This is a genomic window from Brachybacterium sp. Z12, assembly GCF_014400405.1.
Classification (GTDB): domain Bacteria; phylum Actinomycetota; class Actinomycetes; order Actinomycetales; family Dermabacteraceae; genus Brachybacterium.
The window spans coordinates 2,676,409-2,701,590 of the sequence record NZ_CP060496.1; the positions used below are offsets into that span (position 1 = coordinate 2,676,409).

21 protein-coding genes and 7 pseudogenes are annotated in these 25,182 nt (G+C 72.2%); 9 read left to right on the plus strand and 19 right to left on the minus strand.

Going from position 1 to position 25,182, the window contains the following annotated elements:
• Positions 1-20: 20 nt before the first annotated feature.
• Both purN and H3H54_RS14110 read right to left on the minus strand, forming a co-directional pair.
• Positions 21-593 (minus strand): phosphoribosylglycinamide formyltransferase, encoded by a 573-nt coding sequence (gene purN / locus H3H54_RS14105; protein ID WP_262424354.1) that lies wholly within the window; start codon positions 591-593, stop codon positions 21-23.
• Positions 590-2,677 (minus strand): DUF6350 family protein, encoded by a 2,088-nt coding sequence (locus tag H3H54_RS14110; protein WP_262424355.1) that lies wholly within the window; start codon positions 2,675-2,677, stop codon positions 590-592. Before H3H54_RS14110 ends, purN begins: the two co-directional genes overlap by 4 nt.
• 174 nt (positions 2,678-2,851) lie before the next feature.
• On the opposite strand from H3H54_RS14110, the gene H3H54_RS14115 reads away from it, so the two are divergent.
• Complete coding sequence (locus H3H54_RS14115) at positions 2,852-4,141, plus strand: isochorismate synthase MenF (protein ID WP_262424356.1); 1,290 nt, start codon at positions 2,852-2,854, stop codon at positions 4,139-4,141.
• 3 nt (positions 4,142-4,144) lie between these two features.
• Here the strand turns inward: H3H54_RS14115 and H3H54_RS14120 are convergent, their stop codons facing one another.
• The 4 genes and pseudogenes from H3H54_RS14120 to H3H54_RS14135 form a co-directional block, all read right to left on the minus strand.
• Positions 4,145-4,585 carry a S1C family serine protease gene (locus H3H54_RS14120; protein WP_262424357.1) on the minus strand — a complete coding sequence of 147 codons (441 nt, stop codon included), beginning with the start codon at positions 4,583-4,585 and terminating at the stop codon, positions 4,145-4,147.
• Between the two features lie 171 nt (positions 4,586-4,756).
• Positions 4,757-5,308 (minus strand): S1C family serine protease, encoded by a 552-nt coding sequence (locus H3H54_RS14125; protein WP_262424358.1) that lies wholly within the window; start codon positions 5,306-5,308, stop codon positions 4,757-4,759.
• 174 nt (positions 5,309-5,482) lie between these two features.
• The gene (gene menD / locus H3H54_RS14130; RefSeq protein ID WP_262424359.1) at positions 5,483-7,225 is read right to left on the minus strand and encodes a 2-succinyl-5-enolpyruvyl-6-hydroxy-3-cyclohexene-1-carboxylic-acid synthase; all 1,743 of its coding nucleotides are present in this window, start codon (positions 7,223-7,225) and stop codon (positions 5,483-5,485) included.
• 58 nt (positions 7,226-7,283) lie between these two features.
• A pseudogene (locus H3H54_RS14135) lies at positions 7,284-8,260 on the minus strand (o-succinylbenzoate synthase).
• A gap of 105 nt (positions 8,261-8,365) precedes the next feature.
• On the opposite strand from H3H54_RS14135, the gene H3H54_RS14140 reads away from it, so the two are divergent.
• The 5 genes and pseudogenes from H3H54_RS14140 (at position 8,366) to H3H54_RS14160 (ending at position 12,235) form a co-directional block, all read left to right on the plus strand.
• Positions 8,366-8,881 carry a GNAT family N-acetyltransferase gene (locus tag H3H54_RS14140; protein ID WP_262424360.1) on the plus strand — a complete coding sequence of 172 codons (516 nt, stop codon included), beginning with the start codon at positions 8,366-8,368 and terminating at the stop codon, positions 8,879-8,881.
• Entirely contained in the window at positions 8,878-9,873 is a 996-nt protein-coding gene (locus tag H3H54_RS14145) for a 1,4-dihydroxy-2-naphthoyl-CoA synthase (protein WP_262424361.1), read from the plus strand. The genes H3H54_RS14140 and H3H54_RS14145 overlap by 4 nt, the downstream gene beginning before the upstream one ends.
• A gap of 1 nt (position 9,874) precedes the next feature.
• A complete protein-coding gene (locus H3H54_RS14150) occupies positions 9,875-10,864 on the plus strand; it encodes an AMP-binding protein (protein ID WP_262424362.1) in 990 nt (329 codons plus the stop codon).
• A gap of 2 nt (positions 10,865-10,866) precedes the next feature.
• Positions 10,867-11,211, plus strand: coding sequence for an AMP-binding enzyme (locus tag H3H54_RS14155; protein WP_262424363.1), 345 nt, complete (start codon positions 10,867-10,869; stop codon positions 11,209-11,211).
• Between the two features lie 128 nt (positions 11,212-11,339).
• Positions 11,340-12,235: pseudogene (locus tag H3H54_RS14160) on the plus strand (1,4-dihydroxy-2-naphthoate polyprenyltransferase).
• Here the strand turns inward: H3H54_RS14160 and H3H54_RS14165 are convergent.
• Positions 12,216-12,680: a DUF4229 domain-containing protein gene (locus H3H54_RS14165; protein ID WP_262424364.1), complete on the minus strand. Its 465-nt coding sequence runs from the start codon at positions 12,678-12,680 to the stop codon at positions 12,216-12,218. The pseudogene H3H54_RS14160 and the gene H3H54_RS14165 overlap by 20 nt on opposite strands.
• Positions 12,681-12,765: 85 nt before the next feature.
• On the opposite strand from H3H54_RS14165, the gene H3H54_RS14170 reads away from it, so the two are divergent.
• Entirely contained in the window at positions 12,766-13,140 is a 375-nt protein-coding gene (locus H3H54_RS14170; protein WP_262424365.1) for a PLD nuclease N-terminal domain-containing protein, read from the plus strand.
• 177 nt (positions 13,141-13,317) lie between these two features.
• On the opposite strand, the gene ccsB is transcribed toward H3H54_RS14170, so the two are convergent.
• The 7 genes and pseudogenes from ccsB to H3H54_RS14210 form a co-directional block, all read right to left on the minus strand.
• Entirely contained in the window at positions 13,318-14,394 is a 1,077-nt protein-coding gene (gene ccsB, locus H3H54_RS14175) for a c-type cytochrome biogenesis protein CcsB (RefSeq protein WP_262424366.1), read from the minus strand.
• Positions 14,384-15,145 (minus strand): cytochrome c biogenesis protein ResB, encoded by a 762-nt coding sequence (locus tag H3H54_RS14180; protein ID WP_395962853.1) that lies wholly within the window; start codon positions 15,143-15,145, stop codon positions 14,384-14,386. Before H3H54_RS14180 ends, ccsB begins: the two co-directional genes overlap by 11 nt.
• Positions 15,103-16,157, minus strand: a pseudogene (locus tag H3H54_RS19695) (cytochrome c biogenesis protein ResB). The gene H3H54_RS14180 and the pseudogene H3H54_RS19695 overlap by 43 nt, the downstream one beginning before the upstream one ends.
• Positions 16,106-16,910: pseudogene (locus H3H54_RS14195) on the minus strand (cytochrome c biogenesis CcdA family protein). The pseudogenes H3H54_RS19695 and H3H54_RS14195 overlap by 52 nt, the downstream one beginning before the upstream one ends.
• Positions 16,907-17,495, minus strand: a pseudogene (locus H3H54_RS14200) (TlpA family protein disulfide reductase). Before H3H54_RS14200 ends, H3H54_RS14195 begins: the two co-directional pseudogenes overlap by 4 nt.
• A 23-nt stretch (positions 17,496-17,518) precedes the next feature.
• A complete protein-coding gene (locus H3H54_RS14205) occupies positions 17,519-18,166 on the minus strand; it encodes a histidine phosphatase family protein (RefSeq protein ID WP_262424368.1) in 648 nt (215 codons plus the stop codon).
• A 77-nt stretch (positions 18,167-18,243) separates the two neighbouring features.
• A complete protein-coding gene (locus tag H3H54_RS14210; RefSeq protein ID WP_262424369.1) occupies positions 18,244-18,798 on the minus strand; it encodes a MarR family winged helix-turn-helix transcriptional regulator in 555 nt (184 codons plus the stop codon).
• A gap of 122 nt (positions 18,799-18,920) precedes the next feature.
• Between H3H54_RS14210 and H3H54_RS14215 the strand changes: the two genes are divergently transcribed.
• Both H3H54_RS14215 and H3H54_RS14220 read left to right on the plus strand, forming a co-directional pair.
• A complete protein-coding gene (locus H3H54_RS14215) occupies positions 18,921-19,451 on the plus strand; it encodes a YceI family protein (RefSeq protein ID WP_262424370.1) in 531 nt (176 codons plus the stop codon).
• 115 nt (positions 19,452-19,566) lie between these two features.
• Complete coding sequence (locus H3H54_RS14220) at positions 19,567-19,872, plus strand: glutaredoxin family protein (protein ID WP_262424371.1); 306 nt, start codon at positions 19,567-19,569, stop codon at positions 19,870-19,872.
• A 105-nt stretch (positions 19,873-19,977) separates the two neighbouring features.
• Here H3H54_RS14220 and H3H54_RS14225 read toward each other — a convergent pair whose 3' ends face one another.
• From H3H54_RS14225 to H3H54_RS14250, 5 genes and pseudogenes are all read right to left on the minus strand, one after another.
• Positions 19,978-20,076 (minus strand): 30S ribosomal protein bS22, encoded by a 99-nt coding sequence (locus H3H54_RS14225; RefSeq protein ID WP_019174583.1) that lies wholly within the window; start codon positions 20,074-20,076, stop codon positions 19,978-19,980.
• Between the two features lie 185 nt (positions 20,077-20,261).
• Positions 20,262-20,789, minus strand: coding sequence for a hypothetical protein (locus H3H54_RS14230; protein WP_262424372.1), 528 nt, complete (start codon positions 20,787-20,789; stop codon positions 20,262-20,264).
• Positions 20,790-21,156: 367 nt separating this feature from the next.
• A complete protein-coding gene (locus H3H54_RS14235) occupies positions 21,157-21,951 on the minus strand; it encodes a dynamin family protein (protein ID WP_262424373.1) in 795 nt (264 codons plus the stop codon).
• Positions 21,948-23,701: pseudogene (locus tag H3H54_RS19700) on the minus strand (dynamin family protein). The gene H3H54_RS14235 and the pseudogene H3H54_RS19700 overlap by 4 nt, the downstream one beginning before the upstream one ends.
• A gap of 113 nt (positions 23,702-23,814) precedes the next feature.
• A pseudogene (locus tag H3H54_RS14250) lies at positions 23,815-25,074 on the minus strand (acetoin utilization protein AcuC).
• Between the last annotated feature and the right edge of the window lie 108 nt (positions 25,075-25,182).

Consider the following 25,182-nt stretch of genomic DNA (forward strand, 5'->3'; position numbering starts at 1 on the left):
CAGGCGCGCGGGCGCGAGGGTCAGCCGGCGGCGGTGAGACGCCGCACGACGTCGACCAGGAGCGGCTGCTCGACCGCCTTGATCCGCTCGTGGAGGCTGTCCTCGGTGTCGTCGTCCAGGACCTCCACGGCGCTCTGGGCGAGGATCCGCCCGGTGTCCACGCCGGCATCGACCTCGATGACGCTGCAGCCGGTGATCTTCACCCCGTGGGCGAGGGCGTCGCGCACGCCGTGGGCTCCGGGGAAGGAGGGCAGCAGGGCGGGATGGGTGTTGATGATGCGGCCTCCGAAGGCGTCCAGCAGCGGAGGGCCGACGAGCTTCATGAATCCGGCGAGGACCACCAGGTGCGGGGCGTGCGTGCGCACGGCCGCGGTGAGCGCCTCGTCCCAGGAGGCACGGTCCGGATAGTCGCTCAGGCGCACGATCCGGGTGGGGATCTCCGCGGCGCGGGCGTGCTCGAGGCCGGGAGCGTCACGGTCCGCGACCACGGCCACCACCTGGTACGGGCACTCCGCAGTGCGGGAGGCGTCGAGGAGGGCGGCGAGGTTCGAGCCGGTGCCGGAGATGAGGACGACGACGGGGAGGCGGTTCACGGCTCCAGGGTAGTCGCCGCGGTGGGCCGCAGCGGCCGCACCTCCCCTGAGGTGACGAGTGCGCAACGGCGAACGGCGCTGGGCGCCCCCGGTCCGTCGGACGGGCACAATGGGGTCATATGAACAGCGACTCCTCCCCCGACCGGACCAAGGACAAGCCTCCGGCGCGACGCCGCCTGGCGGGCGGACTGGTCCTGGCGATGCTGGCCTCCTTGCTGCTGATGCTCTCGCCGCTGCCGTACTCGATGCTGTCCGGGGTCACCGGCCTGGTGGCCCTGGTGCTGCTGATCCCGCTGATCGTGCGGTCGGTCAGGGAGCGCCGTTACTCGATGGCGGTCATCGGCGCGCTGCTGGGCGTGCCCGCCACGTTGATGGTGATCGTCGGTGCGGCGGTCAGCGTCGTGTTCTACGGGCCGATGGCTGAGCTCGAGCAGTGCCGCTCGACGGCGATCACCGAGCAGGCTCGGATCCAGTGCGAGGACGCTGTCCTGGACTCCACTGCCCAGTGGGTCAGCGATCTGTTCGGCGGCTGATCCAGGAGCCGGGCTGCGAGGAGTCCGGGGCGTCGTCCTCGTCGAGCGCCCGGGCATCGACCTCCGTGTCGAGCTCGTCACCGTGCTTCTCCACCGGCTCCGCGGCCGGTTCCTCGACCTCTGCAGCCGCATCGGCGGCGCACCCTCGGCATCATCAGCGGAGGCGTCGACCGGTCCATCGGGTGAGCTCCCTGCCTGCAGCGGCTCGACCGCAGGGTCGTCCTCGGCAGCCGCGTCTCGACTGTCTACCCCGTCTCGCCCTTCTCCTGTAGCCCCGGCGCGCTCATCGCGCTCCGCGGCCTCTACCCGGGCACGCAGGGAGCTGATCGTGCTGCGGGACCACGGGATCAGCGGCGTCGCGAGCACGCCGAGGATCGCGGCGGTGGTGAGCACCACGATGCCGAGCAGCGGCAGCACCAGCGTGCTCATCTGCGGGCCCAGGTGCACGAGCCGTCCGTCCCCGATGCCGCCGGTGGACAGGCCTGCCAGGAGCAGGCAGGCGACCACCACGGTGAGCGGGTAGCCCACCCAGGCGATGATCTGGTCGCGACGCTCGTACGCGGCGACGTCGCGCACCAGGCGCACCGCGCCGAGGGCCACGGGGATCGCGGGCAGGATCATCAGGGCCCAGGCCCAGGCCGGGAAGTCGCCGGGGCCGGGCAAGGCGCCGAGGATGGGCAGTGCCGGCAGCACGCCCGTCTCGGAGCCCGTCAGCGAGATGCCGGTGGCTGTGCCCACGCCCACGGTGCCGCCGAGCAGCACCGTCAGTGCCCACACCGCGATCAGCGGCAGCAGGGCGAGCTGGATCAGCGTCAGCGCGAGACCGCCCACGATCCCGGGAGCGAGGCCGTCGAACAGCGCCGCCTGGGCCGGCACGGACAGCAGCAGCAGCACCACCACGATCGCCGCGCCCATCCAGAGCAGGCCGCTCACGGCGAGCAGTGCGGAACGCGCGATGTCCCCGTAGGGCGCGGGCAGCAGCTCGAGCACCCGCACCCCGGGCACGGACTCCGTCGGCTCGCGGCGCAGCGACCACAGCAGCCCGATCAGCCCGCCGATCAGCGCGACCATCGCCCCGGAGACCACCGCCGAGGTGACCACGGGCGAGGAGTCCGCGCTGCGGCCCATGCTGGCCAGGACCGCCAGCCCGATCGCGTAGACCAGGGTGTACATCCCCAGCGCGGAGCCTGCATCACGCAGCGCCCCGGTGCGCAGCACGCCGTCGTCCCGCACCGGTCGCAGCGCCCGCCCCACGCGCCGCATCGCCATGGCGGAGAGCAGCATCAGCAGGATCAGCAGCCCGAAGGGGGTCAGGGTCACGGCGCCGTCGATCACGCCGGTGGTCAGCACGATGCCGCCGCCGTGTCCGAGGATCAGGAGGTTCAGCGAGATGAGGATCGCGTCCAGGGCGGTCGCGCTCGATGCGGTCCCGGCGACCTGCGTGGCCAGCGCCGGCACGATCACCACGGCGAGCGCGATGCCGAGCGAGGAGAGTGCACCGAGGACACCGCGGACCAGTGGCGTCGCGATGCTGTCGACCTTGCTGCTCACGCGTCGGCTCCTCGGTACTGGTCACGGCGGAGACGCGGAGCCGGGGTCGGCCCCGCGGGCCCCACGGACGGGGTCGCCGGTCCATGGTCGCACCTCGCGGTGGCTGCTCCGCGCATCTGGTGACGGGACACGGGTCACGGCGCCGCACCGCCCGGGTGTCGCATAATGACGGGGATGTCTGCCCAGCTCCTGACCCCCGACGCCCCCGCGGCGATGCTGTTCGTCCGCACCCAGCGCATCGAGGAACCTGTCGATCTGCTCGAACATGTTCCCGCCGATCTCAGCGGGGCCTGGATCCGCCACAGCCAGGGTTTCGTGGCCCGAGGCACGGCATGGTCCGTGCAGACCGCAGGGCCGCACCGGTTCGCGGCCGCCAGCGCCGCCTTCCGCGAGCTGGTCGCCGACGCCCGGGTCGATGACGAGGTGCGGGTGCGCACCAGCGGTCTGATCTCTCTGGGCAGCTTCTCCTACGCCGACAGCTCGGCGCGACCCTCGACGCTGATGGTCCCGCGCGCGCTGCTCGGAGTGCACGACGGCGAAACCTTCCTCACCGTGGTCGGAGTCGGCGAGGAGCCTGAGCTGCCCGCGTCCTGGCGCGATCTGTTCCCCTCTGGCCCCGTGCCGGAGGCACCGCTGGACGAGCTCGACGTCGAGGCGGACCACACCCCGGACGAGTACCAGTCGCTGGTGCAGGACGCGGTCGCGGAGATCCGTGCGGGTCGCGCCGCGAAGGTGGTGCTGTCCGAGCGGACCACCGTGCGCTCCGAGGGCGCGCTCGAGCCGGCGGTGATGCTGACCCGCCTGGCACGGGCCTACCCGAGCACCTGGGTGTATCACCTCCAGGACATCGTGGGCGCGAGCCCGGAGATGCTCGCCCAGACCGAGGATGGCCGGGTCTTCTCGCGGGTGCTGGCCGGCTCACGCCCGGTGGCCGACGACGGCGAGCTCGACGAGATCGATCGCCGTGCCTTCCGCACGGACGCCAAGGAGCTGTCCGAGCACGCCTTCGCGGTCGATTCCGTGGTGGAGCGCCTGGCCGGCCTGGCCGAGGAGATCGAGGTCTCCGGCGACCCGTTCGTGCTGCGCCTGCCGGGGCTGGAGCACCTGGCCTCGGATGTCTCGGCGCGGCTGCGGGAGGGCACCACCAGCCTCGACGTCGCTTCGCGCTTGCACCCGTCGGCGGCGGTGTCCGGCACCCCGCGCGAGGAGGCCGACGAGATCATCGCGCGCCTGGAGCCGCAGGACCGCGGCGGCTATGCCTCACCGGTGGGGTGGATGGACTCCCGCGGCGACGGGCAGTGGGCGATCGCGCTGCGGATGGCGCACCTGGTCGATGGCCACACGGTGGTGATGCAGGCCGGCGGCGGCCTGGTCGCGGCCTCCGATCCCGTCTCCGAACATGCTGAGGCGCTCGCGAAGTGCCGGCCCATGCTGCGGGCGCTGCGCGGCGATCAGCCCGCCTGAGGCTCAGTCCCCGCGTGTGCCCAGCGTGACCTCGACCGTCTGCACGGTCCCGTCGCGCACCACCTCGAGCTGGTGGCTCGAGCCGATCTCCAGACCGCGCACCACGCCGGTCAGCGCGGCGGCGCCACCGACCGGGATCTCGTCGACGCCGATGATGAGGTCACCGTCCTGCAAATCGGAGCCAGCCGCCGGGCTGTCCGGTTCGATGCCGACCACCTCGGCGCCCCGGTAGCTGGCCTCGCCGTCGGAGGCGGAGCCGTCGGTGCTGGTCACTCCCAGGAAGGAGTGTTCGGCGGTGCCGTCCTCCTGGAGCTGCTCGGCGATCATCATCGCGGTGCTGGACGGGATCGCGAAGCCCAGCCCGATGCTCCCCACCTGGCCGGAGCCGCCGGGGATCCCGGCGATCGCGGTGTTGATGCCGATCACCTGACCGGCGGCGTCCACGAGCGGGCCCCGGAGTTGCCGGGGTTGATCGCCGCGTCGGTCTGGATCGCGGAGCTGTAGGTGGTGTCGGACCCGTCGGCCTCCTCCCCGAGGCGGTGACCGGGCGGTCGACCGCGGAGACGATGCCGGTGGTCACGGTGTTCTCCAGGCCCAGCGGGGTGCCCAGAGCCATCAGGGCTGCCCCACCTCGACGGTGGTGGAATCTGCGAAGGTGGCTGGCTGGAGCCCGTCGGGGGCGGAGTCCATGCGGATCACCGCGAGGTCGGTGGTGGGGTCGGAGCCGACGATCGAGGCGGTGTAGCTGAGCCCATCGCTGGTGGTGACCTGGAGATCCTGCCCGCCGTCGACCACGTGATCGTTGGTGAGGATGGTGCCCTGCTCGTCGAGGATCACGCCGGTGCCCTGGCTGGTGCCGTTGCCGGTGGCGACGTGGATCGCGACCGCGCTGGGCGAGACCTGCTCGGCGATCGCCGCCCAGTCAGCGGCCTCGCCGCTGGAGACGGCCGCGGGCCGGGCTTCGGTGGCGGAGGCAGGTGCTTCCTGCGCGGTGGTGGGTTCAGGGGCGAGGAGCTGGTCGTAGGCGACCACTCCGCCGAGCGTCGCCCCGCTGGACAGGAGCATGCCCAGTGCGACCAGCGCCGTGATCCCGCCCCAGCCCGGGCCACGGCGCACTGCGGTGGGTGCGGCCGACGGCGAGGGCTGCGTGGCCGGTGCGGTGGGCATCGTCCAGTGAGCCGACGGGGCAGGTGGCTGTTCGACCCGCGGAATGGGGGCCCAGGGGGCCGGCGGGGCAGGCTCTGGGCCGCGGAGGTGGTGGTCTGCGGCGGCGTCCGCCTGTCCGGCAGCGGGGGATGCTCGCTCTCGGGCCTCGTGTGCTCGTCCTTCATGGGGTCCATATCAGCACCTCTGCTCAAGAGTTCGTCGTGACGCCGCTGGGCGTCTCCTGGACGACGAGCACTCGCAGCCCGTGCGGGGGTTCGGCGAGGGCGGTCTGGAGGGTGTCCGTGGTGACGCGCCGGGCCGGTGCCCCGAGGGCGGTGGCCGCCGCCGCGAGATCCACGCCGTGCGGGGTGGTGAAGAAGCGACGCAGCAGCGCCGGGGCGCCGCGGCGTGTTCGAGTCCGGAGAAGATCCGGCCGCCGCCGTCATCGACGACGATGATGTCGAGGTCGGGGCGCTGCTCGGCGGGCCCGATGAGGAGCCCGGTGAGATCGTGCAGGGCGGTGAGGTCCCCGACCAGGAGCCGCACCCGGCCCGGTGCCGAGTCGGCCTCGCGGGCCAGGGCGATGCCGCCGGCCATCGCGGTGGTGCCGTCGATTCCGGCCAGTCCCCGGTTCGCGATCACCCGCGCGGCGCTGGGCCCGGCATGCTGCTCGAGGTCGCGCACGAGGCTCGAGGAGCCGAGCACCAGCACGTCCGTGGGGCCGCAGGCGTCCCAGACGGCGAGCGCGGCGCGCTGCTGCCAGCTTCCCGGCAGAGCCGCGGCGGTCTCATCAGCTGCGGCGATCCAGGCCTCAAGGTGCTCCCGGCGACGTTCCGGATCGACCGGCCCACCGGCTGCCTCCGGGCTCGCCTCCCCCACCGCGGCCGGGACCACGAGGTGGGCGCGGCGTGCGACATCGGGCCAGTCCGGGTGCGGGTCGACCACGATCACCTCGACATCCTCGGCACCGAGCAGCGCACCGACGACGGGGCGGGAGAGCGTGGGGTGGCCGAACACGATCGCCCGTCGCGGGCGCAGCGGATGCTCGGGGCCGGCCATGATCTCGCGCAGCAGCGCGGGGTAGCGGGGCACCAGAGTGCTGCCGTGGAGCGCGCCGGAGCTGGGCTCGGCCAGGAGCGGCAGCTGATGCCGGGAGGCGAGCTCGGCGGCGGCAGGTCCCGCGCCATCGCCGGCGACGACCACGGTGCGATCATCCACCGGCACCTGGTGCGGAGCGGGTTCGCTGCAGCGGGCGCGGCGGGTGAGCACGATCCGGCGACGGTCCTCGGAGGGCACCGGCTCCTCTGCGGCGTCAGTGCCCGTCCGAGGCACCAGCGGATCACGGAAGGAGAGGTTCAGGTGCACCGGGCCGGGGTGCTCCCCGGTCGCGAGGGCCAGCGCCCGGGCGGCGGTGGAGACGGCGGTGCGCAGCTCGAGCTCGGTCGCCTCGGCAGCGGCGGGGGCGGGCAGATCCACGGCCAGGCGCACCAGGGAGCGGAACATGCCAGCCTGGCGCGTGGCCTGGTTGGCACCCACCTCGCGCAGCTCGGCCGGCCTGTCCGCGGTGAGCACCAGCAGCGGGATGCGCGAGTGGTGCGCTTCCATCACCGCGGCGTGCAGGTGTGCGGTGGCGGTGCCGGAGGTGGTGACCACGGCGGCAGGGTGGGCGGGCCGCTCACGGCTCAAACCGAGGGCGGTGAAGGCCGCGGCGCGCTCATCGATCCGTACATGGGCGCGGATCGTGCCTGCGATGTCCTCGGCGGCGAGGCCGTAGACCAGCGGGGCCGAGCGGGAGCCGGGGGCGAGCACCGCTTCGCGCAGCCCGAGCGCGGCCAGCGCGCCCCAGAGCGCGACGGACTGATCCACCGCTCCCGAACCGGTGGGGCGCGGCGCGGGGATCCAGGCCGGTGGAGTGGGCGGGACGGTTCGCTGATGCACCCCGTCAGCGTAGTGCCGTCACCGCCTCACCGCCGGGCGCCGGGCCGCCGGTGCCTGGTCAGAGCTGCGTGGCACAGTCCTCGAGCCGCTGCTCCCAGCGGGCGGCGAGCTCCGCACCGGCGGCGTGACGGTCCAGCAGCTCCGGCGCCGGCTCGGGGCGGCCAACGGGCAGCACCCCTCCGCCGCGCGGAGCGGCTCCGCGACCAGGTCACCGGTGAGCAGGGTGCCCGTGGCCAGTCCGCAGGCGTGGGGCAGCTCGGGCAGGGCCGCGGCGAGGGCGAGCCCGGCGCTGAGGCCCACGCTGGATTCGAGGGCGGAGGAGACCACCACCGGCAGCCCGGCCTGCTCCGCCAGCTCTAGGCAGCGCTGCACACCACCCAGCGGCTGCACCTTCATCACCAGCAGGTCGGCAGCCTCGGCGCGGGCGACGAGCAGCGGATCCTCGGCACGGCGCACGGATTCGTCGGCCGCGATCGGGATGTCCAGGGCGCGGCGGAGCGCGGCGAGATCTTCGAGGGCCGCGCAGGGCTGCTCGGCGTACTCGAGGCCGCCGGCGGCGCGTTCCAGCACCGGCAGGGCCTCCAGCGCCTCCTCGAGAGTCCAGGCTGCGTTGGCATCGATCCGCAGGCGGGCGCCTGGGCCCATCGCGTCGCGCACCGCCTCGATCCGCTCGGCGTCCTCGGCGAGGGTGGACCCCGGATCGGCGACCTTGATCTTCGCCGTGCGGGCCCCGCCGACGGTCGCGATGCGGTGCGCGAGCACCGCGGGCACCACGGGGATGGTGGCGTTGACCTCGATCTCCTCGCGCAGCGGTGTGGGGCGCTCCTCGGCGGCGTCCGTGAGCGCGGCCCGCAGCCACGCCGCGGACTCCGCGGCGTCGTAGTCCCAGAACGGGGAGAACTCGGCCCAGCCGGCGGGGCCATGCAGCAGCAGGCCGTCACGCTCGGTGATGCCTCGGAACCGGGTGGTCATCGGGATCGACCACGCATGGACGCGGTCGATGCCGCGCTCGCGCAGGGCGGAAGGGAGTCGCATGCCCACGAGGGTAATGAGCTGGCGGCGCCGGGTCGAAGCGAACAGGGTGGGGCGGTGACTTCCCCACTCGATCCTCCCTCCGCCCACGCGTACGCTCTGCGCCCCGTGCGCGTGGCAGATGCCCCATCCGTTCTGGCCGCCCACCTCTCCGCGTCGGACATGGCGCGGCAGGGCACGGTGACCACCCTCGAGCAGGCTCGCGAGCAGGTGGCCTGGCTGCTCGAGGAGGACCGTCGGGCCACCGCGATCGTCGACGGGCGCGACGCCCTCATGGGTCTCGTCGCGCTCAGCATCGACCGTGAGAATCGCAGCGGCTGGTTCTTCTATTGGCTCCACGCCGCGCACCGCGGGCAGGGCCTGGTCGCGCGCGCTGCGGCGACGGTCGCGGACCGGGCACTGTCCCCGTCGGCCGCCGGAGGCTGGGGGCTCGACCGCCTCGAGCTCGGCCACCGGGTGAACAATCCCGCCTCCGGCGCCGTGGCGCGCGCCGCCGGATTCGTGCAGGAAGGCACCGAGCGGGGCAAGTTCCTCATCGACGGCGAGCGCGTGGACGTGCTCACCTACGGGCGGCTGCGCAGTGATCCGGGACCAGCCGTCCCCGGACTACCCTGGCAACCATGACCACTGCTCCTGCCCCGCTGCCCCGTCAGGTCTCCGACACCTTCGATCCGCGTCGCTGGCGCGAGGTGCCCGCGAGCGAGCACGGCGGAGGCTCCTTCACGGACATCACCTACCACCGGGCCGTGGAGCGCGTGGAGTCCCCGGACGGCGAGCGCACCCAGCGTGACCTGCCCACGGTGCGCATCGCCTTCGACCGCCCCGAGGTGCGCAACGCCTTCCGCCCCCATACGGTGGACGAGCTGTACCGGGCTCTGGACCACGCCCGCCTGGACACGGGTGTCGGCGTCATCCTGCTCACCGGCAACGGTCCCTCCCCCAAGGACGGCGGCCATTCCTTCTGCTCGGGCGGGGACCAGCGCATCCGCGGCCGGGCCGGTTACGAGTACGCCGAGCAGGAGGCCTACGGGGACACCACGCAGGTGCGCACCGGCTCCTCGGGCCGGTTGCACATCCTCGAGGTGCAGCGCCTGATGCGCACCATGGGCAAGGTGGTGATCTCGCTCGTGAACGGCTGGGCCGCGGGCGGCGGGCACTCCCTGCACGTCGTCTCGGACCTCTCGATCGCCTCCCGCGAGCACGCGCGGTTCAAGCAGACCGACGCGGACGTCGGCTCCTTCGACGGCGGTTATGGCTCCGCCTACCTCGCCAAGCAGGTGGGGCAGAAGCGGGCCCGCGAGATCTTCTTCCTCGCCGAGGAATACTCCGCTCAGGACGCCTACGACTGGGGTGCCGTCAACCGGGTCGTCGAGCATGCGCAGATCGAGGAGACGGCGCTGGAGATGGCCGCCACCATCGCCACCAAGTCCCCGCAGGCAATCCGGATGCTGAAGTTCGCCTTCAACCTCGCCGACGACGGGCTGATGGGACAGCAGGTCTTCGCCGGGGAGGCCACCCGCCTGGCCTACATGACCGATGAGGCCGCCGAGGGCCGCGACTCCTTCCTCGAGAAGCGCGACCCCGACTGGTCGCAGTTCCCGCACCCGCAGGGCTGACATGAGCGACACCGCCCCGGGCGGGGAGCTCCCCTGGCTCGTCCCGCCCCCGTACGACGCCTCCGCCGCGTCCCTCACCGCCCACGCGCACGCGATCGGCGAGGCGATGGCGGGGCGGGGCCGACTGTGGCTGGGGCCCTTCGCGCCGCCCTCCCGGCTGCCCGCCGGCTTCGAGGACACCGCGCTGGTGGTGCCCACCTCCGGCTCCACCGGGGCAGCGAAAGCGGTCGCCCTGAGCCGGGAGGCGCTGCTCGCCTCGCAGGATGCGACCGCTCAGCTGTTCGCGGACGACGGCACCGCCCCCAGCACCCGTGGGCACGGATTCTGGCTGCCGCTGCTCCCGCCCACTCACATCGCCGGGGTGCAGGTCATCGCTCGCGCCCACCGAGCCGCCCAGGTGCTCGGCCTCGAGGCCGCCGCGCTCCCCGCTCCGCTGCCGGACCTGCGCGGCCACTTCGACGCAGCGACGTTCGCCACGCTCGCCGAGCCCGCGCTCACCCAGGCCGAACAGCTCGGGCTGCCCGCGATCACCTCGCTCGTCCCCACCCAGCTGGCCCGGATCGCCACCGGCACCAGCGGAGCCGACGTCCGCTCTCGCGCCCTGCTCAAGCGCTTCGCCGCAGTGCTCGTGGGCGGCGCGGCGACCAGTCCCGACGTCCTCGCCGGGGCCCGTGCCCAGAAGATCGCGGTGCGCACCACCTACGGCTCCTCAGAGACCGCGGGAGGCTGCGTCTACGACCGGGAGCCCCTGCCCGGCGTGCAGCTGCGCGTGGTGGACCCCGACCTCACCGGGGCGGGCCGGCTGGAGATCTCTTCCCCCACCCTGGCGCTCGGCTATCTCACCGCCGACGGCGGCACCGACTCCGCTCCCTTCGGGGACGGGCCCGCGCCCGCAGCTTCGGGGAGAGGCCCGCCCGCAGCTTCGGGGAGAGGCCCGCCCGCAGCTTCCTCACCTCAGATCTCGCACAGCTCGACGTCGCAGGCACCCTGACGGTGCTGGGCCGCGCCGACGACGTGATCAACACCGGTGGCCGCAAGGTCCTCCCCCAGGATGTGGAACGGGCCATCGAGCGTTCGCTGATGCTGCGCGGGATGGTGCGCGGGAGCGTGGTGGTGGGGGTCGAGGATGCCGAGTGGGGGCAGCGCGTCGAGGCGCTGGTGACCCTCGAGCCCGGACTCGATCCCGACGATGCGACCGCTCTGGTGCGCTCGGCGCTGCGCACCAGCGAGGTGCCCGGGCACATGATCCCCAAGCGGGTGCACGTGGTCGCCGAGCTGCCGCTGCTGGGCATCGGCAAGGTGGACCGCGCCGCCGCACGCCGCCTCGCCTCCCGCTGACCCGAGCCTCCGAGACCAGGGGGCGGGCTGTGCCGTCGGCCACTGGCCGGTCCCGGGCTGCGGCACCGACGTATCCTCGTGGGGGCCGTCGCACGGCGCGGTGCCGTACACGAACCTCGAGGAGCACGATGGCCAGCCTGTCGCAGTGGGTGCAGGGCGCCCGTCCCCGCACCCTTCCGGCGGCCTTCGCCCCGGTCGCCGCCGGCACCGGCGCGGCCATCTGGCACCTGCAGAGCGTGCACGGTGACGTGGACTGGGCGCTGGTGATCCCGCGGGCGCTGCTAGCCCTCGCAGTGTCCTTCTCCCTGCAGATCGGCGTGAACTACGCCAATGACTACTCCGATGGGATCCGCGGCACCGACGATGACCGGGTGGGGCCCTTCCGCCTGACCGGCTCCGGAGCGGCGGCACCCGCCACCGTCAAGCGGGCTGCGATCCTCGCCCTGGCCCTCGGCGGGCTGTTCGGCCTCGCGCTCATCGCACTGGCCCAGATCTGGTGGACGCTGGTGGTGGGCGCCGCAGCGATCGCCGCCGCCTGGTTCTACACGGGGGCAAGAAGCCCTACGGATACCTGGGGCTCGGCGAGCTCTTCGTGTTCGTGTTCTTCGGCCTGGTCGCCGTCAACGGCACCGCCTATGCGATCACCCAGCAGCCCTCCTGGGTGGCGCTGCTCGCCTCGGTCGCCATCGGTCTGCTCGCCGTGGCGCTGATGCTCACCAACAACCTGCGTGACATCCCCACCGATGTCATCGCCGGGAAGCGCACCCTCGCGGTGCGGCTGGGCGACCGCGGCACCCGGCTGCTGTACACCGCAGCCCTGCTGGCCCCCTTCGCCCTGATGGTGCCGGTGATCGTGGCGCATCTGCCGGTGGCGCTCGTGCTGCTGGCGCTGCCGCTGGCGATCGGCCCCGTGCAGACCGTGCTGCGCGGCGCTCAGGGGAAGGCTCTGATCCCCGTGCTCGGCAGGACGGGGCAGCTCGAGCTCGTCTACTCCGTGCTGCTGCTCATCGGCCTGCTCCTCTGACACCGTCGGCCCCGCCGATCCCGTCAGTCCCGTCAGCCCCGTCGATCCCGTCAGCCCCGTCGGCATCCGGATCCGCGAGGTCCGGCAGCTCGCCAGGTCCGGCGGCATCGTCCTCCCCCTCGAGGTTCTCCCCGAAGGGATCTTCCGGGGCGCTGCCCTCTCCGTCGGGGTCCGGCGCCGCTGCGCTGTCGAGCAGCGAGTCCTCGAACTCTGCGTCCTCGTCGATCTCCTTCTCGCGGCGCTGGGCCCGGCGCTCGTCGGCCGCCTTCCAGCGCATCGCCGCGGCATCCCGCAACCGGTCCAGGAACAGGATGGAGATCAGCATGGCGATCAGCGCCGCCAGCACGCCTGCCAGCATCACCCCGACATCCAGCAGGGTGAGCAACCACCAGAGCAGGACCCACAGTCCCAGGCGGATCACGGCGTAGAGCAGGAAATGACGCATGGGTCCAGAGTAGTTCGCCCACCTGTGCCCGCACATCGCCGCTCGCCCCCACACGGCGATCAGGTCCGTTGCCTACACTTCGGGCATGGCCCGCGGCGTTATTGCAGTTCTCTCCATCGCTCTGACCGTCTTCGCGCTCGCTGACTGCGTGCAGACAGAGGACGACAAGATCCGAGGGCTGCCCAAGTGGGCCTGGATCGTCCTGATCGTGCTGATCCCCTGGGTGGGGCCGATCACCTGGCTCTTCGTCGGCAAGGACCGCAGCTCCCCCGGCAACGGCGGGCGCCCCCACCGCCAGGGCCCGCTCGCCCCGGACGAGGATCCGGACTTCCTGCGCAAGCTCGACGAGGACATCCGCCGTGAGCGTCGCGAGAAGCATCAGCGCGGGCAGGACGGCGACGGCCCCGGCACGGAGGAGGGCGGCGATGCCGCCCCGGGCGAGGACGGCCGCAGCGCCTGAGCGCGCACGCCTGAGCACCGCCCTGGCACGGCCCCTCGAAGCCGCGCCCCACCAGCCCCGAGAGCACTCAGTGCATCGAAACGCCAGAGCACCCGGTGCACCGATGAGAACAGCGGCCCGGGACGGTAGGAACCGTCCCGGGCCGCTGTGCACGGTGCCTGCTCGCTGGCTCCGGGCTCAGAGCCCCGAGTAGGAGTGCAGGCCGTTGATGACCGTGTTGACGATGGTGTAGTTGAACACCACGGCGACGAAACCGGCCAGCGCGAGCCCGGCGGCGCGGCTGCCACGGAAGCCGCCGGTCGCACGGGCGTGCAGGTAGGCCGCGTAGATCACCCAGATGATGAAGGTCCACACCTCCTTGGGGTCCCAGCCCCAGAAGCGTCCCCATGCCTCACGGGCCCAAATCGCGCCGAAGATGAGGGTAAAGGTCCAGCACACGAAGGCGGTGGAGTGGATGCGGAAGCTCAGCGACTCCAGCACGGTCGAGGAGGGCAGGCGATCCAGCACATGGCCGAAGCGACCCCAGTGCTCGGGGAGGTCCTCCCCGGCTGACGCCTTCTCCACCAGGGCGCGCTCGTGCCGGGCCTGCAGCAGCTGCAGGGCGGCGACCACCGCACCGAGGATCGACAGGGCGGTGGCGATGATCGCGATGCCGATGTGGATGATCAGCCAGTGGGAGTTCTGGAGGCTGGGGGTGAGCGCGGCGGCGGGGACGATCCAGAAGGTCTGAGCGAGCAGCAGCACCAGCAGCACCGGGCTGACCACGAAGGTGCCCAGCACCCGCAGCTCGGTGCGCTTGATGCTGAACACCAGGAACGCGACCATCACCAGCGCGGAGCTGGTGGTCGCGAACTCGTACATGTTCGTCCACGGCACCCGCTGGGTCGCGGCCGCACGGGCCCCCACCCCCACCACATGCAGCAGCGTCCCGGCGATGGCGAGCAGGAAGGCGAACTTCTGCGCGGTCATCGTGCCGGGAGTTCGCTCTCCTGCCCCATCGGTGGGCGCGGTGAGGCCGCCTGTGCTCCCGCTGCGACCGTCCGTCCCGGCCGTGCTGGCACCGCCGGCGGTGACGGCCGCGCCGTGCAGGACACGGGCCCCGTCCGGCGACTCCTGCGCGGCGAGGCGTCGATCGCTGCGCCGCTGCGAGAGCGAGGCGAGATCGGCGGAGAAGCCGAACATGGCCAGCACGTAGAGGACGATCGCCACCACGAGCGAGAGATTCGAGAGCTCCGCGAGCTGCTCATTGATCACTGTGCACTTCCTTCAGAGGTGTCATCCGGGGCCTGAGAGGACCGTCCCCGGTCCTGGCCGGGCTCCGCATCCGGGGGCCTTCCTGTGCGCTCGAGAGCTTCGAGGCCAGAGCTTGCACGTCCTCCTCGAGCATCGGGTCGTCGCTGCGCGCCAGGCCTGCGACCTCGAGCACCGCGCCACCCTCGGTGGGGCGCACCCGCACCCACACCCGTCGGCGAGGGACGAACAGGGAGAGGATCAGTCCGCCGACGGCGACCAGCGAGCTGATCAGCACCCAGCGCTCGAACGGGTCGTGGGCGATGTCGAAGGCCGCGTAGCGGCGCAGCCCGTCGAAGCTCACGGTGGTGCCATCGGGCAGAGAATACTCCTGCCCGGCGTAGAGACGGATCAGCACCGGGTCGCCGTCCTCGCCCGCGACCGGGGTGAGCGTGCTGACGTCGACCTCGTAGGCGTTCTGCGGGATGCCGTCGTCGAGTCCCAGGTCTCCCTGGTGGACGGTCAGCGCGAGCTGGGGGTCCAGGGCGTCGGGGTAGAGCGAGCGCGGCCCCTGCTCGTCGATGGTGCCGGTGGGCAGGAAGAAGCCGACCACGGCTGTCTGCTCGGGGCGGGCGTCCGGGGCCTTGATCACCAGCTGCGAGGAGTAGCCCATGTCCCCCAGCGGGACGGTGATGATCGGGCCCTCGGCGACCACGGTGCCCTCGGGGTCCGTCACGGTGACCTCGGGAGCGTAACCGTTGCCCAGCAGGTACATCGATGCCCCGTCGACGTGGAGGGGCTTGTTGACCTGGATGGTCTGCGAGAGCTGTTCCTCACCGGGGTCGTCACCGCGATGTCGGCCTCGAAGGAGCGGGGCTCGCCGACGCTGCCGGACTCGCCGGGTTGGACGTAGGTGGCGCGGAAGTCCTCGAGGGTGAAGCGGAACGGCGGCATCTCCGTCTCGTCGAACCAGGCGCCGGACTCGAAGGAGTCGTACTGGGTCAGCGAGTTCGAGAAGCCGGAGCCCTCGATGACGGTGATCTGGCCGCGATAGTTGGTCATCTGGCCACCGGCGATGCACACCAGCACGCCCACCAGCGCGATGTGGAAGGCCAGGTTCCCGGTCTCGCGCAACAGGCCGCGTTCGGCGCTGACGGAGCGGGATGCCTTCTCCTCCCGGATCTCGGCGCGGTACCGGGAGCGGCGCAGCGACCGGTGCGCCTGCTCGATCAGGGCGTCGGGGTCCGCGCCCGGCAGCTCGATCCGGGTGTGCCCGGTGAAGCGGGTCAGGCGGGAGGGGTGCGCGGCGGCTTCGCGCGCAGCTGCCGCAGGTGCACGCCGACGCGCGGAATGATGCAGCCGATCAGCGAGATGAACAGCAGCAGGTAGATCGCCGAGAACCAGGGCGAGGAGAAGACGTTGAAGAAGCCCAGCGCATCGAGGATCTCTCCCCACCGGCCGTTCTCCTCGAGGAACTGGTCGGTCAGGCCCGGGTTCACGCTGCGCTGCGGGTAGAGCGAACCGGGCACTGCGGCGATCGCCAGCAGCATCAGCAGGATCAGCGCGGTCTGCATGCTGGTCAGCTGGCGCCAGAGGAACAGCAGGGTGCCCTTCGGGCCCAGCCCGGGGACGTTGACCGGAGCGGTGCCGTCGACCTCGGGCTTGCTGCTCCAGGAGCCGCTCGTGCCGGGGGCGGGACCCGAGCTCTCGGTGGGGGTCGCGTTCTTGTCGTTCATCACACCACCGGCTCGAAGTTTCCGATCAGGCCCTGCAGCTCGGTCATCCATGTCGTCCACACCCCGGTCATCAGCAGCACGCCGATCGCGATCAGCAGCGCTCCGGAGAGCAGTCCGATGGTCCGACGGTGAGCGGCGAGCTTCTTGCTCAGACCCAGTGCCCGCTCGAACAGCAGCGCGAACACCACGAAGGGGATGCCCAGGCCCAGCGAGTACGCCAGCGCGAGCACGGCGCCGCGCAGTGCGGCACCGTCCCCTCCCCGTCGAGGGACAGGGCGATGATGGCGGCGTAGGTGGGACCGATGCAGGGGGTCCAGCTGAGTCCGAAGATCACACCCATGAGGGGAGCGCCGAGCAGTCCCGCGTCGGGACGCTTCGAGGAGACCGGGCGGGTGGCCGACAGGCCCGGGAAGACCCCATGAAGAGCAGGCCCATGAGGATCACGATCGCTCCCGCGACCCTGTTGATCCAGACGGCGTGCTCCTGGAGCAGGTATCCCAGCGCCCCGGCGAAACCGCCGAGGATCATGAACACCACGGCGAAGCCGCCCACGAACAGCCCGCTGCCTGCGAGCATCCGCCCGGTGGCGGGCCGGGCACGCCTGCCGCCGGCGGGCTTCCCCGGACCGACCGCGCTCTGGCCCGCGAGCCCGGAGACGTATCCGAGGTAGCCGGGCACGACCGGCAGCACGCAGGGCGAGAGGAAGGCGACCAGCCCGGCGGCCGCGGCGACGGCCAGCGCCAGCAGCAGCGAACCGGACATCGCGGTGGCCTGGAAAGCGGATCCGACCTCGGCGAGGATCATTCGGCGACCACCGTGTCGATCATCGCGCGCAGCACCGAGGGGTCCGCGGCGCCGGAGATGCGCGCGGCGACCCGGCCCTCGCGGTCGATCACCAGGGTGGAGGGGACGGCGTTGGGCGCGACCTGCCCGCGCAGCAGCGTACATGATCTCGGCGTCCGGATCGGGCATCGAGGGGTAGGTGATGCCGTAGCTCTCCTCGAAGGCCTGCGCCGGGCCGGCGGCGTCACGCACGTTGACGCCGAGGAAGGCGACGCCCTGTTCGAGGTACTCCTCGTGGATCTCCTGGAGGTCGGGGGCCTCCTTGCGGCAGGGCGGGCAGGAGGCGTACCAGACGTTCAGCACCAGCACCTCTCCGCGCAGATCGGCGGCGGAGAGGTCCTCATCGTCATAGGAGGTGCCGGAGAACTCGAGCGGCTCGGCGCGGTCAGCGGCCGGGATCTCGGTGGACACCCCGCTGCCGGAGACGTAGCCGGAGTCCCCGGAGGCGTAGCGGTCTCCGGTGTCGGTGCCGCAGGCGGCCAGCAGCAGCGCTGCGGTGGTTCCTCCGGCGGCGCCCAGCAGGGACCGTCGAGTCAGCGCCGGCATGCCCGGCCGTGTGGTCCGGGCGCTCACGTGAGCTTGCCTCCGGTGGCGTCGACCGCCCCGGCGTACAGCGCGGCGGCGGGCTCGGCGTAGCTGACGTCGGCGAGGTGCGGGCCCACGAAGCGGAGGCTGGTGACCGAGCACAGTCCGCACTCGCGGTGGCGGGGGTCGTGGAACAGGGGCTTGCCCTCGGCGCTGCGGCGGGTCACCCAGATCGGCAGCTGGTGGAGCACCAGCACCGCCTCGCGCCCCTCGGCTTCGGCGCGCACATCGTGCACCGCGGAGACCACCCGCGCGACCTGCTCGCGGTAGGGCTCGCCCCAGGAGGGACGGAAGGGGTTCATGAACCAGCGCCAGTTGCGCGGATCGCTCAGCTTCGCCTCGCCGTGGCCCATCCGATGGCCCTCGAAGTGGTTGCCCGATTCGATGATGCGCTGGTCGGTGGTGACGTCCAGCCCGTGCGGGGCGGCGATCGGGGCGGCGGTCTGCTGTGCGCGCAGCAGCGGGGAGGAGCGGACCACGGCGATATCCGCCTCGGCGAGGTGTTCGCCGACCAGTGCGGCCATCTGCTCACCTCGGTCGCTCAGCCGGTACCCGGGGCGGCGTCCGTACAGGATCCGCTCGGGGTTGCGCACCTCGCCGTGGCGGACGAGGTGGACCGTGGTGGTGGTCATGGCTGTGGTGTCCTCTTTCGCTGTCGCGCTGCGGGATCACACCCGAGCGGCCTCACGGTACCAATCGAACCTCCGGATCAGCGGGGCGCGGGGGCGCTCTGGTGAGGTGCCGGACATCCGACGGCGACGGGGGCGTCGTCATCGAGCGTCTTGGACAGGATGCGGCCGAGCTCGAGGAGGTCGTCGTGGCCGATGACGTCCAGCAGCTGCTCGCGCACCGAGCGCACGTGCGTGGGGGCGGCACGCTCGAGCATGGCCGCGCCCGCGTCGGTCAGCTGGGCCTGGCGGCCGCGACCGTCGTCAGTGCAGCGCACCCGCTCGACCAGCCCGCGCTTCTCCATGCGGGTGATGGTGTGGGTCAGGCGCGAGCGGGAGTGGACGACCTGGTCGGCCAGCTCGGACATGCGCAGGAATTTGTTCTCCGCCTCGGACAGCCGCACCAGGATCTCGTACTCGCCGAGGGTCAGGTCGACCTCGGGATCGGCCTGGAGCGCCTCGCTGAACCTGTCGCTCAGCAGCGTGGTGGCGTACAGGTAGGTGCGCCAGGCGAGCTGTTCCGTCGATGTCAGCCAGAACTCCTCAGGCGTCGAAGCCTGATCGTTCGATACTGTTCCTGTCGTGTCATGCGTCACGTTGTCCTCTTTCCGGAGTTCCGACACTTGCCATCATCCCTGACTTTAGTTTATATTTCAAGCAAGAGCGCGGTGGCCGACTTCCGGACACCTCACCCCATTCAACTCCAAGGAGACGCATCATGACGGACCTGACCCCCGGCACCTGGACCCTCGACCCCGCCCACACCTCCGCCGCCTTCACCGTGCGCCACGCCGGCATCTCCAAGGCCCGCGGCCAGTTCACCGACATCGAAGGCTCCCTCGAGGTCGGTGAGGGCGGCGAGAACCTCGCCTTCAACACCTCGCTGAAGACCGCCTCGATCAACACCGCCCAGCCGGACCGCGACAACCACCTGCGCAGCGGCGACTTCTTCGATGCTGAGAAGTTCCCGGAGATCACCTTCACCTCCACCAAGGTCGAGGGCGACAAGCTCATCGGGGACCTCACCATCCGCGACATCACCAAGTCGGTCGAGCTGGACTTCACCTACGAGGGCGCCGCCACCGACCCCTTCGGCGTCTACCGCTCGGGCTTCACCGGTGAGACCACGATCTCTCGCAAGGAGTTCGGCCTCACCTGGAACGCGGCCCTCGAGGCCGGTGGCGTGATGGTCGGCGACAACGTGAAGATCCTCATCGAGGCCGAGTTCACCGCTCCGACCGCCGCCTGATCCTCCCCTCTCCCCGGCGCCCTGCGCCGCGTGAGATGCACGGGCCGTCCGCACTGCGCGGGCGGCCCGTCGGCGTCCCTGCTCCTGCTGGCCCGACCTCGATAAGGTTCGCTCCATGACCACCCCGCGCATCCCTTCTCCCACCGACCCGCAGGCTCGGGTCCTGTACCTCACCCGTGAGGGCTGTCACCTGTGCGAGGACGCGCTGCCGGTGGTGCGGGCCGAGGCGGACCGAGTCGGCTCGACCGTGGAGGTGCGGGACATCGACGAGGACGCGCAGCTGCAGGCCGACTGGGACTACGACGTGCCGGTCATCATCGTGGACAGCAAGGTCCATGCGAAGTATCGGGTCGACGCCGAGCAGCTCCGTGCCGCCCTGCGCAAGCGTCCCTGGTGGCGCCGGCTGACCGGCCGCGCCTGAGCCCCGCGGCCGGGGTGCACAACCCCGCGGGCGGCGCGCACAGCGCCTGGACGTGCGACGGCCCCCATCTCGTCGAGATGGGGGCCGTCACATGTCACTCAGCTATCACTTCTTGTTGCGACGCTGGTGGCGGGTCTTGCGAAGCAGCTTGCGGTGCTTCTTCTTGGACATGCGCTTACGTCGCTTCTTGACGACAGAACCCATAGGTGCCTCAGTTCTGCAGGTCGATGCCTGCTGGTGGTGCAGCGGATCAGGTAATGCGCGGCCCGCGGAGACTGCACGGCGGAACGCTGAGATGCACGCTGTGAATGCTTACAGACGATCCGTGTTGCTCCGTGCGGGCCCGACGCCACGGTCGACCAGCCATCCTACACGGCGCTTCTGCATGCTCAGCCGTGCGCCAATGCGAGATCCCTCGCAGTCCCGGTGGCCCTGGCCAGCTCCGACTCGACCTCGTCGACCACCTCTCGCTGGGCCACCTCCCGCACCCGTTCCATGAGCACACGGCGCGCCCTGCGTCGGTGCCAGGAGCTGGCCAGTGCCGCGGTCAGACCGCCTGCGATGCCGATCAGGATGCCCGCGGCGATGCCGAGCACCACCAGCGCCGTGGGCAGCGGGATCGGGATCCACAGCTCCCGGACCATGGGCATCGGCGGCGGGGGCAGCCCGAGGAAGGCCAGGGCCGCATTCAGCGCGAGCCAGCCCAGGCCCACCACCCAGGTGAGCAGGGCCAGCCACTGCAGCACATCCAGCACGGGCCACCACCAGGAGGTGCTGCGAGAGCGCAGATCGGCACCTGCGACGGCCTGGTCCAGGGCGCCGTCCAGCTCGTCCTCGCGCGAACGCGCGGCGGCGCGCACCGCGGCCCGCCAGGGGTCGCTGCCCCCTTCGGAGGCGGAGTCGGCGAAGCGGCGCACCCGCCGGCGGCGCGGGCACGGGTGGCGGCGTCCGGCTCGGGCAGGGAGGTGCGCTCGAGGCCCTCCCCGTCCCGCTGCCGGCCGATGCCGAGCCGGCCCAGCGGATCGGGGCGCACCTCGCGCACCCACCGCAGGGGCGGCCAGCCCACCTTGCGCGCGGCGCGGTGACGATAGGAGGCGCCGGCGGCCTGGGCGACCGGCTCGACCCGCGCCGCCGCAGCCAGATCGTCGACGAGGGCGTCGATCTGCACGGGCGTGACCCGATCGGGCAGCCCTGCGGGATCCGCGGCCTCCTGCAGCGCCTCGGCGGCTGCGCGCACATCGGCGCGGTGCCGCTCGACCACGGCCTCGCGGCTGCGGGCGATGGTCACCAGGTGCTCACGCAGCTCCTGGACCCCCTCCCCGTGGTCGCGGAGGTCGCGAGCACCGGGGCGCGCTCGAGGCCGTCGGCCCGGGCGATCCCGGCGAGAGAGTCGAGCACCGGCTCGCGCTCGTCCTGCCGGATCCGGTCGATCTGGTTGAGCACCAGCACCGTGACCGCGTCGTGCCCGGCGAAGGGCTGGACGAACTCCTGGTGGAGGACGGCGTCGGCGTACTTCTGCGGATCGGTGACCCAGACGATCACGTCCACCAGTCCGCTCATCCGCTCGGCGACGGCGCGATGGGCCGATTCGACCGAGTCGAGGTCCGGCAGGTCCAGCAGCACGATGCCGGGGGCGTCGGCCTGGTGGGTACGACGGGCCCGACGGCCGGCCGGCGGGCGCTGCGCGGCGGTCGCGAGCTCGGCATCGGTGCCGTCCAGCAGATGGCGCTGCTCGATCTGGAGCCAGTCCAGCAGCGCGTCGCTGCCCGCGGCACCGACCACGGCGGCCACCGGCACCGCAGTGGTGGGACGACGCACCGCCGCGTTCGAGATCTCCTTGCCCACCAGCGCGTTGACCAGGGACGACTTGCCGGAACCGGTGGCTCCGAACAGGCCGATCACGGTGTGCTCGGCGGAGAGGGCGCGGCGGCGGTCGACGCGCTCGAGCAGTTCGCGCGCCGTGGTGATGTCGGCGCTCGGGGCGATGCCGTCGAGGGCGTCGGCGGCCCGGCCCAGGGCCTCGATCCGCTCGATCAGCGGGGCGGGCGCGGTCGCGGCGCGACCCAGCAGCGGGCTCATGCGTCCTCCCTGATCTCCTGGCCGAGCCGGGTGAGCGCCTCGGCGTCCTTCCGCAGCAGCTCGGCGGAGCCGACCTCCCCGAGCTCGTCGAGCCGGTCCAGGAAGGGTCCGGAGCGGCTGGCGACCAGCTGATCGAGCCTCGAGGTGAGGCGTTCGCGGGCGGCCGCCGCCATCCTGCGCACGGCCTCGTCGCCGAAGATCGTCTCCAGCAGCTTCTGGCCCACGACGGCGGTCGTGGCGCCGGCACCGATCTCGAGACCGGTGGGGATGAAGGCGGTCGACGCGAACACCACGACCATCAGCGCCACGCCCACCGCGTTCACACCGAGGGAGAGCAGGCGCGCCTTGGTGCGGCGGTCGGCGCCCTCAGAGCGCACGAGATCCAGCACATCGCCCTGCCAGGCGCGGATCGCGGCGGAGACCTCCTCGGCGTAGCCGTCGGGGATGCGGGCGAGGTCCTGCCCCTCGGAGAGGTGGCGGCCCGCGGCGGAGGACCGCCAGGCGGAGTCGGCGCGCTCGGCGGCGCGGGCGGTCTCGTCGATCACCACGTGCACCAGCCCCGTTCCCAGGGCCTGCTCCGCGGCGATCGCCGGTGCCGGCTCGCCGCTGAGCGTGCGGGTGACGCGGTCGCGCGCCCGAGTGACCAGGGCTTCGACGCTGCGGAAGAACTCGCCCGTGCCCACCACGTCCTGCCAGCGGGAGAGCACCTCGCCACGCAGCAGGGAGCCGTCGCCGAGCGCCTCCTCGATCCGTTCGCGGGCGCCGGAGAAAGCTTCGATCGCCTGCTCGCGCAGCTGCTGGCGCTCGGCGTCCTGGGTCGCGGCGTGCTCCGCGAGCCTGTCCGCCGAGCCGGCGAGGCCGTCGACGGCTCCGGCCAGGGTGCGCCGGGCGATGCGGCCGCGGCCCACCTCGTCCGCGGCGAGCGCGGTGAAGCGGTCGCTCAGCTCGGTGATCACCGCGGGGGCAGCATGCCGTCGGCGTCGAGCTCGCTCTCCGGGACGAGGAACAGCTTCTCCGCCTCGATCCCGTGGCGCTCGAGCATGGCGCGCAGGTCCTCGGCGAGCTCCTCGGCGACGCCCTCGCGGTCCGGGATGCGGTTCATGACCACGTCCACGGTGACGTCCCGCTCCGCGGCGGTGCGCAGCACCTCCCAGGGCACAGCGTCGGCGTAGCGGTTGGCGGTGGTGACGAAAAGCCACAGGTCCGCGGCGCGCAGCAGCTGCCTCGCGAGCTCCCGGTTCCCGGCGGCGACGGAGTCGATGTCCGGGGCGTCCAGCAGGGCGAGCCCCTGCGGGACCCGGTCCTGGGCGTGCAGCTCGAGGGAGGTCGCCGGGTCGATGTCACCGGTGGTGTCGGCGGCCCCGGGCGCCTCGGGGTCGTTGCTCTGGCCCGCGTGGACCCGGGCCAGGCCGGGCAGGATGCGGGTGCCGGTGAACCAGGCCTCGTCGGCCGGGTGGTGCAGCAGCACCGGCCGACGGGTGGTGGGGCGGATCGCGCCGGAGCGGGTGACGGGATGGCCCACCAGGGCGTTGACGAGGGTGGACTTGCCGGCACCGGTCGATCCACCGATGACCACCAGCAGGGGCGCATCGAGCGACTCGAGCCGCGGGATCACGTGATCGGAGAGCTGTGACAGGACGGCGCCGGTCTCGGCGCGGGCCTGGTCCGCCCCCTCGACGGGCAGCGGCAGCTCGAGGTCTCGCAGATGCTCGGCGAAGGCGTCGAGCACCTGGGTGGTCCGAGTCGTCATGTCTCCCCCTCGATCGATGCTCTCAGGTGTTCTGCGTCATTGTGGCAGGATCCGGGCATCTCGATGGCGCGCAGGGGGATTCCACTCGCGTGGATCAGGGCGCGCACCCGGGCTCAGTCCAGGAACGGGTCCAGGCCCCATTCAGGGAACACGGCCCGCCGCACCGCCTGAACCGCCCGGTCCAGTCCGTCCTCGGGATCGAAGCCCTGCTCCCAGCCCCGGGCCGCGAGCGGACGCCCGTCCCCGAAGGTGACCAGGCCCGGCTCAGGCGAGAGCCCATGGGACTCGCGGGCGGCGCCGGCGGCCTCGATGAACGCCTGCGGCAGCGGCCTCGGCCTCGATCGCCTCGCCGGTGACGATCGCGATCAGATGCGCCCAGGAGCGCGGGACCACGTCGATCACCGCGTACCCGCCGCCGCCGAGGGCGAGCCAGCGGCCCTCGCAGACCTCGTCGGCCAGCTCACGCATCAGCAGCATCACCTCGCGCTGCGCCTCGAGGGAGACCGAGAGGTCCGCCAGCGGGTCCAGGCGGTGGGTGTCGGCGCCGTGCTGGGTGACCAGCAGGGTGGGCCGCACCGCCCGCACCAGGGCCGGGACCGTCGCGCGGATCGCGCGCACCCATCCGTCGGCGGTGGTGCGCGAGGGCAGCGGCACGTTGATCGCCGTGCCCGGGGCGCCGCGGCCGCCGGAGTCCTGGACGAAGCCGGTGCCCGGGAACAGCCGCTCCCCGTCTCGTGGACGGACAGTGTGATCGCGCGCGACTCGTCCCAGAGCGCACGCTCCACGCCGTCGCCGTGGTGGACGTCCACATCCACGTACATCACCCGCTCCTCCCCCGCGTCCAGGGCGTGGCGGATGGCGAGGGCGGCGTCGTTGTAGACGCAGAACCCGGACGCCGTCGCGGGTTTGGCGTGGTGGAGACCGCCTGCGAAGTTCACGGCCCGCCGCACCCGTCCCGAGCGGATCGCCTCGACCGCGGCGAGGGAACCGCCCGCGATCCGGGCGGAGGCGGTGTGCATCCCGTGGAACGGCGGGACGTCATCGCCGCCCAGCCCGAAGCGGATCAGCTGATCGAGCTCCTGGGCGGTGATCTCCTCGAGCGGCCGCGAGGCCCGTTTGACGGCCTTGATGTACTCCGGGTAGTGGATTCGTGCCAGCTGCTCATCACTCGCGACCGGAGCATGGAAAATCTGCACGCCGGGGCGTTCGAGCAGTCCTGTGCTGCGGGCGAGCTCGTGGGTCAGGGCGAGGCGGATCGGGGCCATCGGGTGGTACGGGCCGAAGTCGTACTCGCACAGCGCGTCCTCCCACACCACCCCCGTGGCAGGGACGGCAGGGCGAGAGGGGTCCGGGGCGGGCACATCGTCGGGCATGTCCCGAAGCGTACCCAGCGCCGACGCCTCCCGCCCCTGGTCCCGGCGAAGCTCTGATCGTTCCCGGGCGCCGACGGTCGTAGACTTCCGCCGACGCTCCCGGCGAAT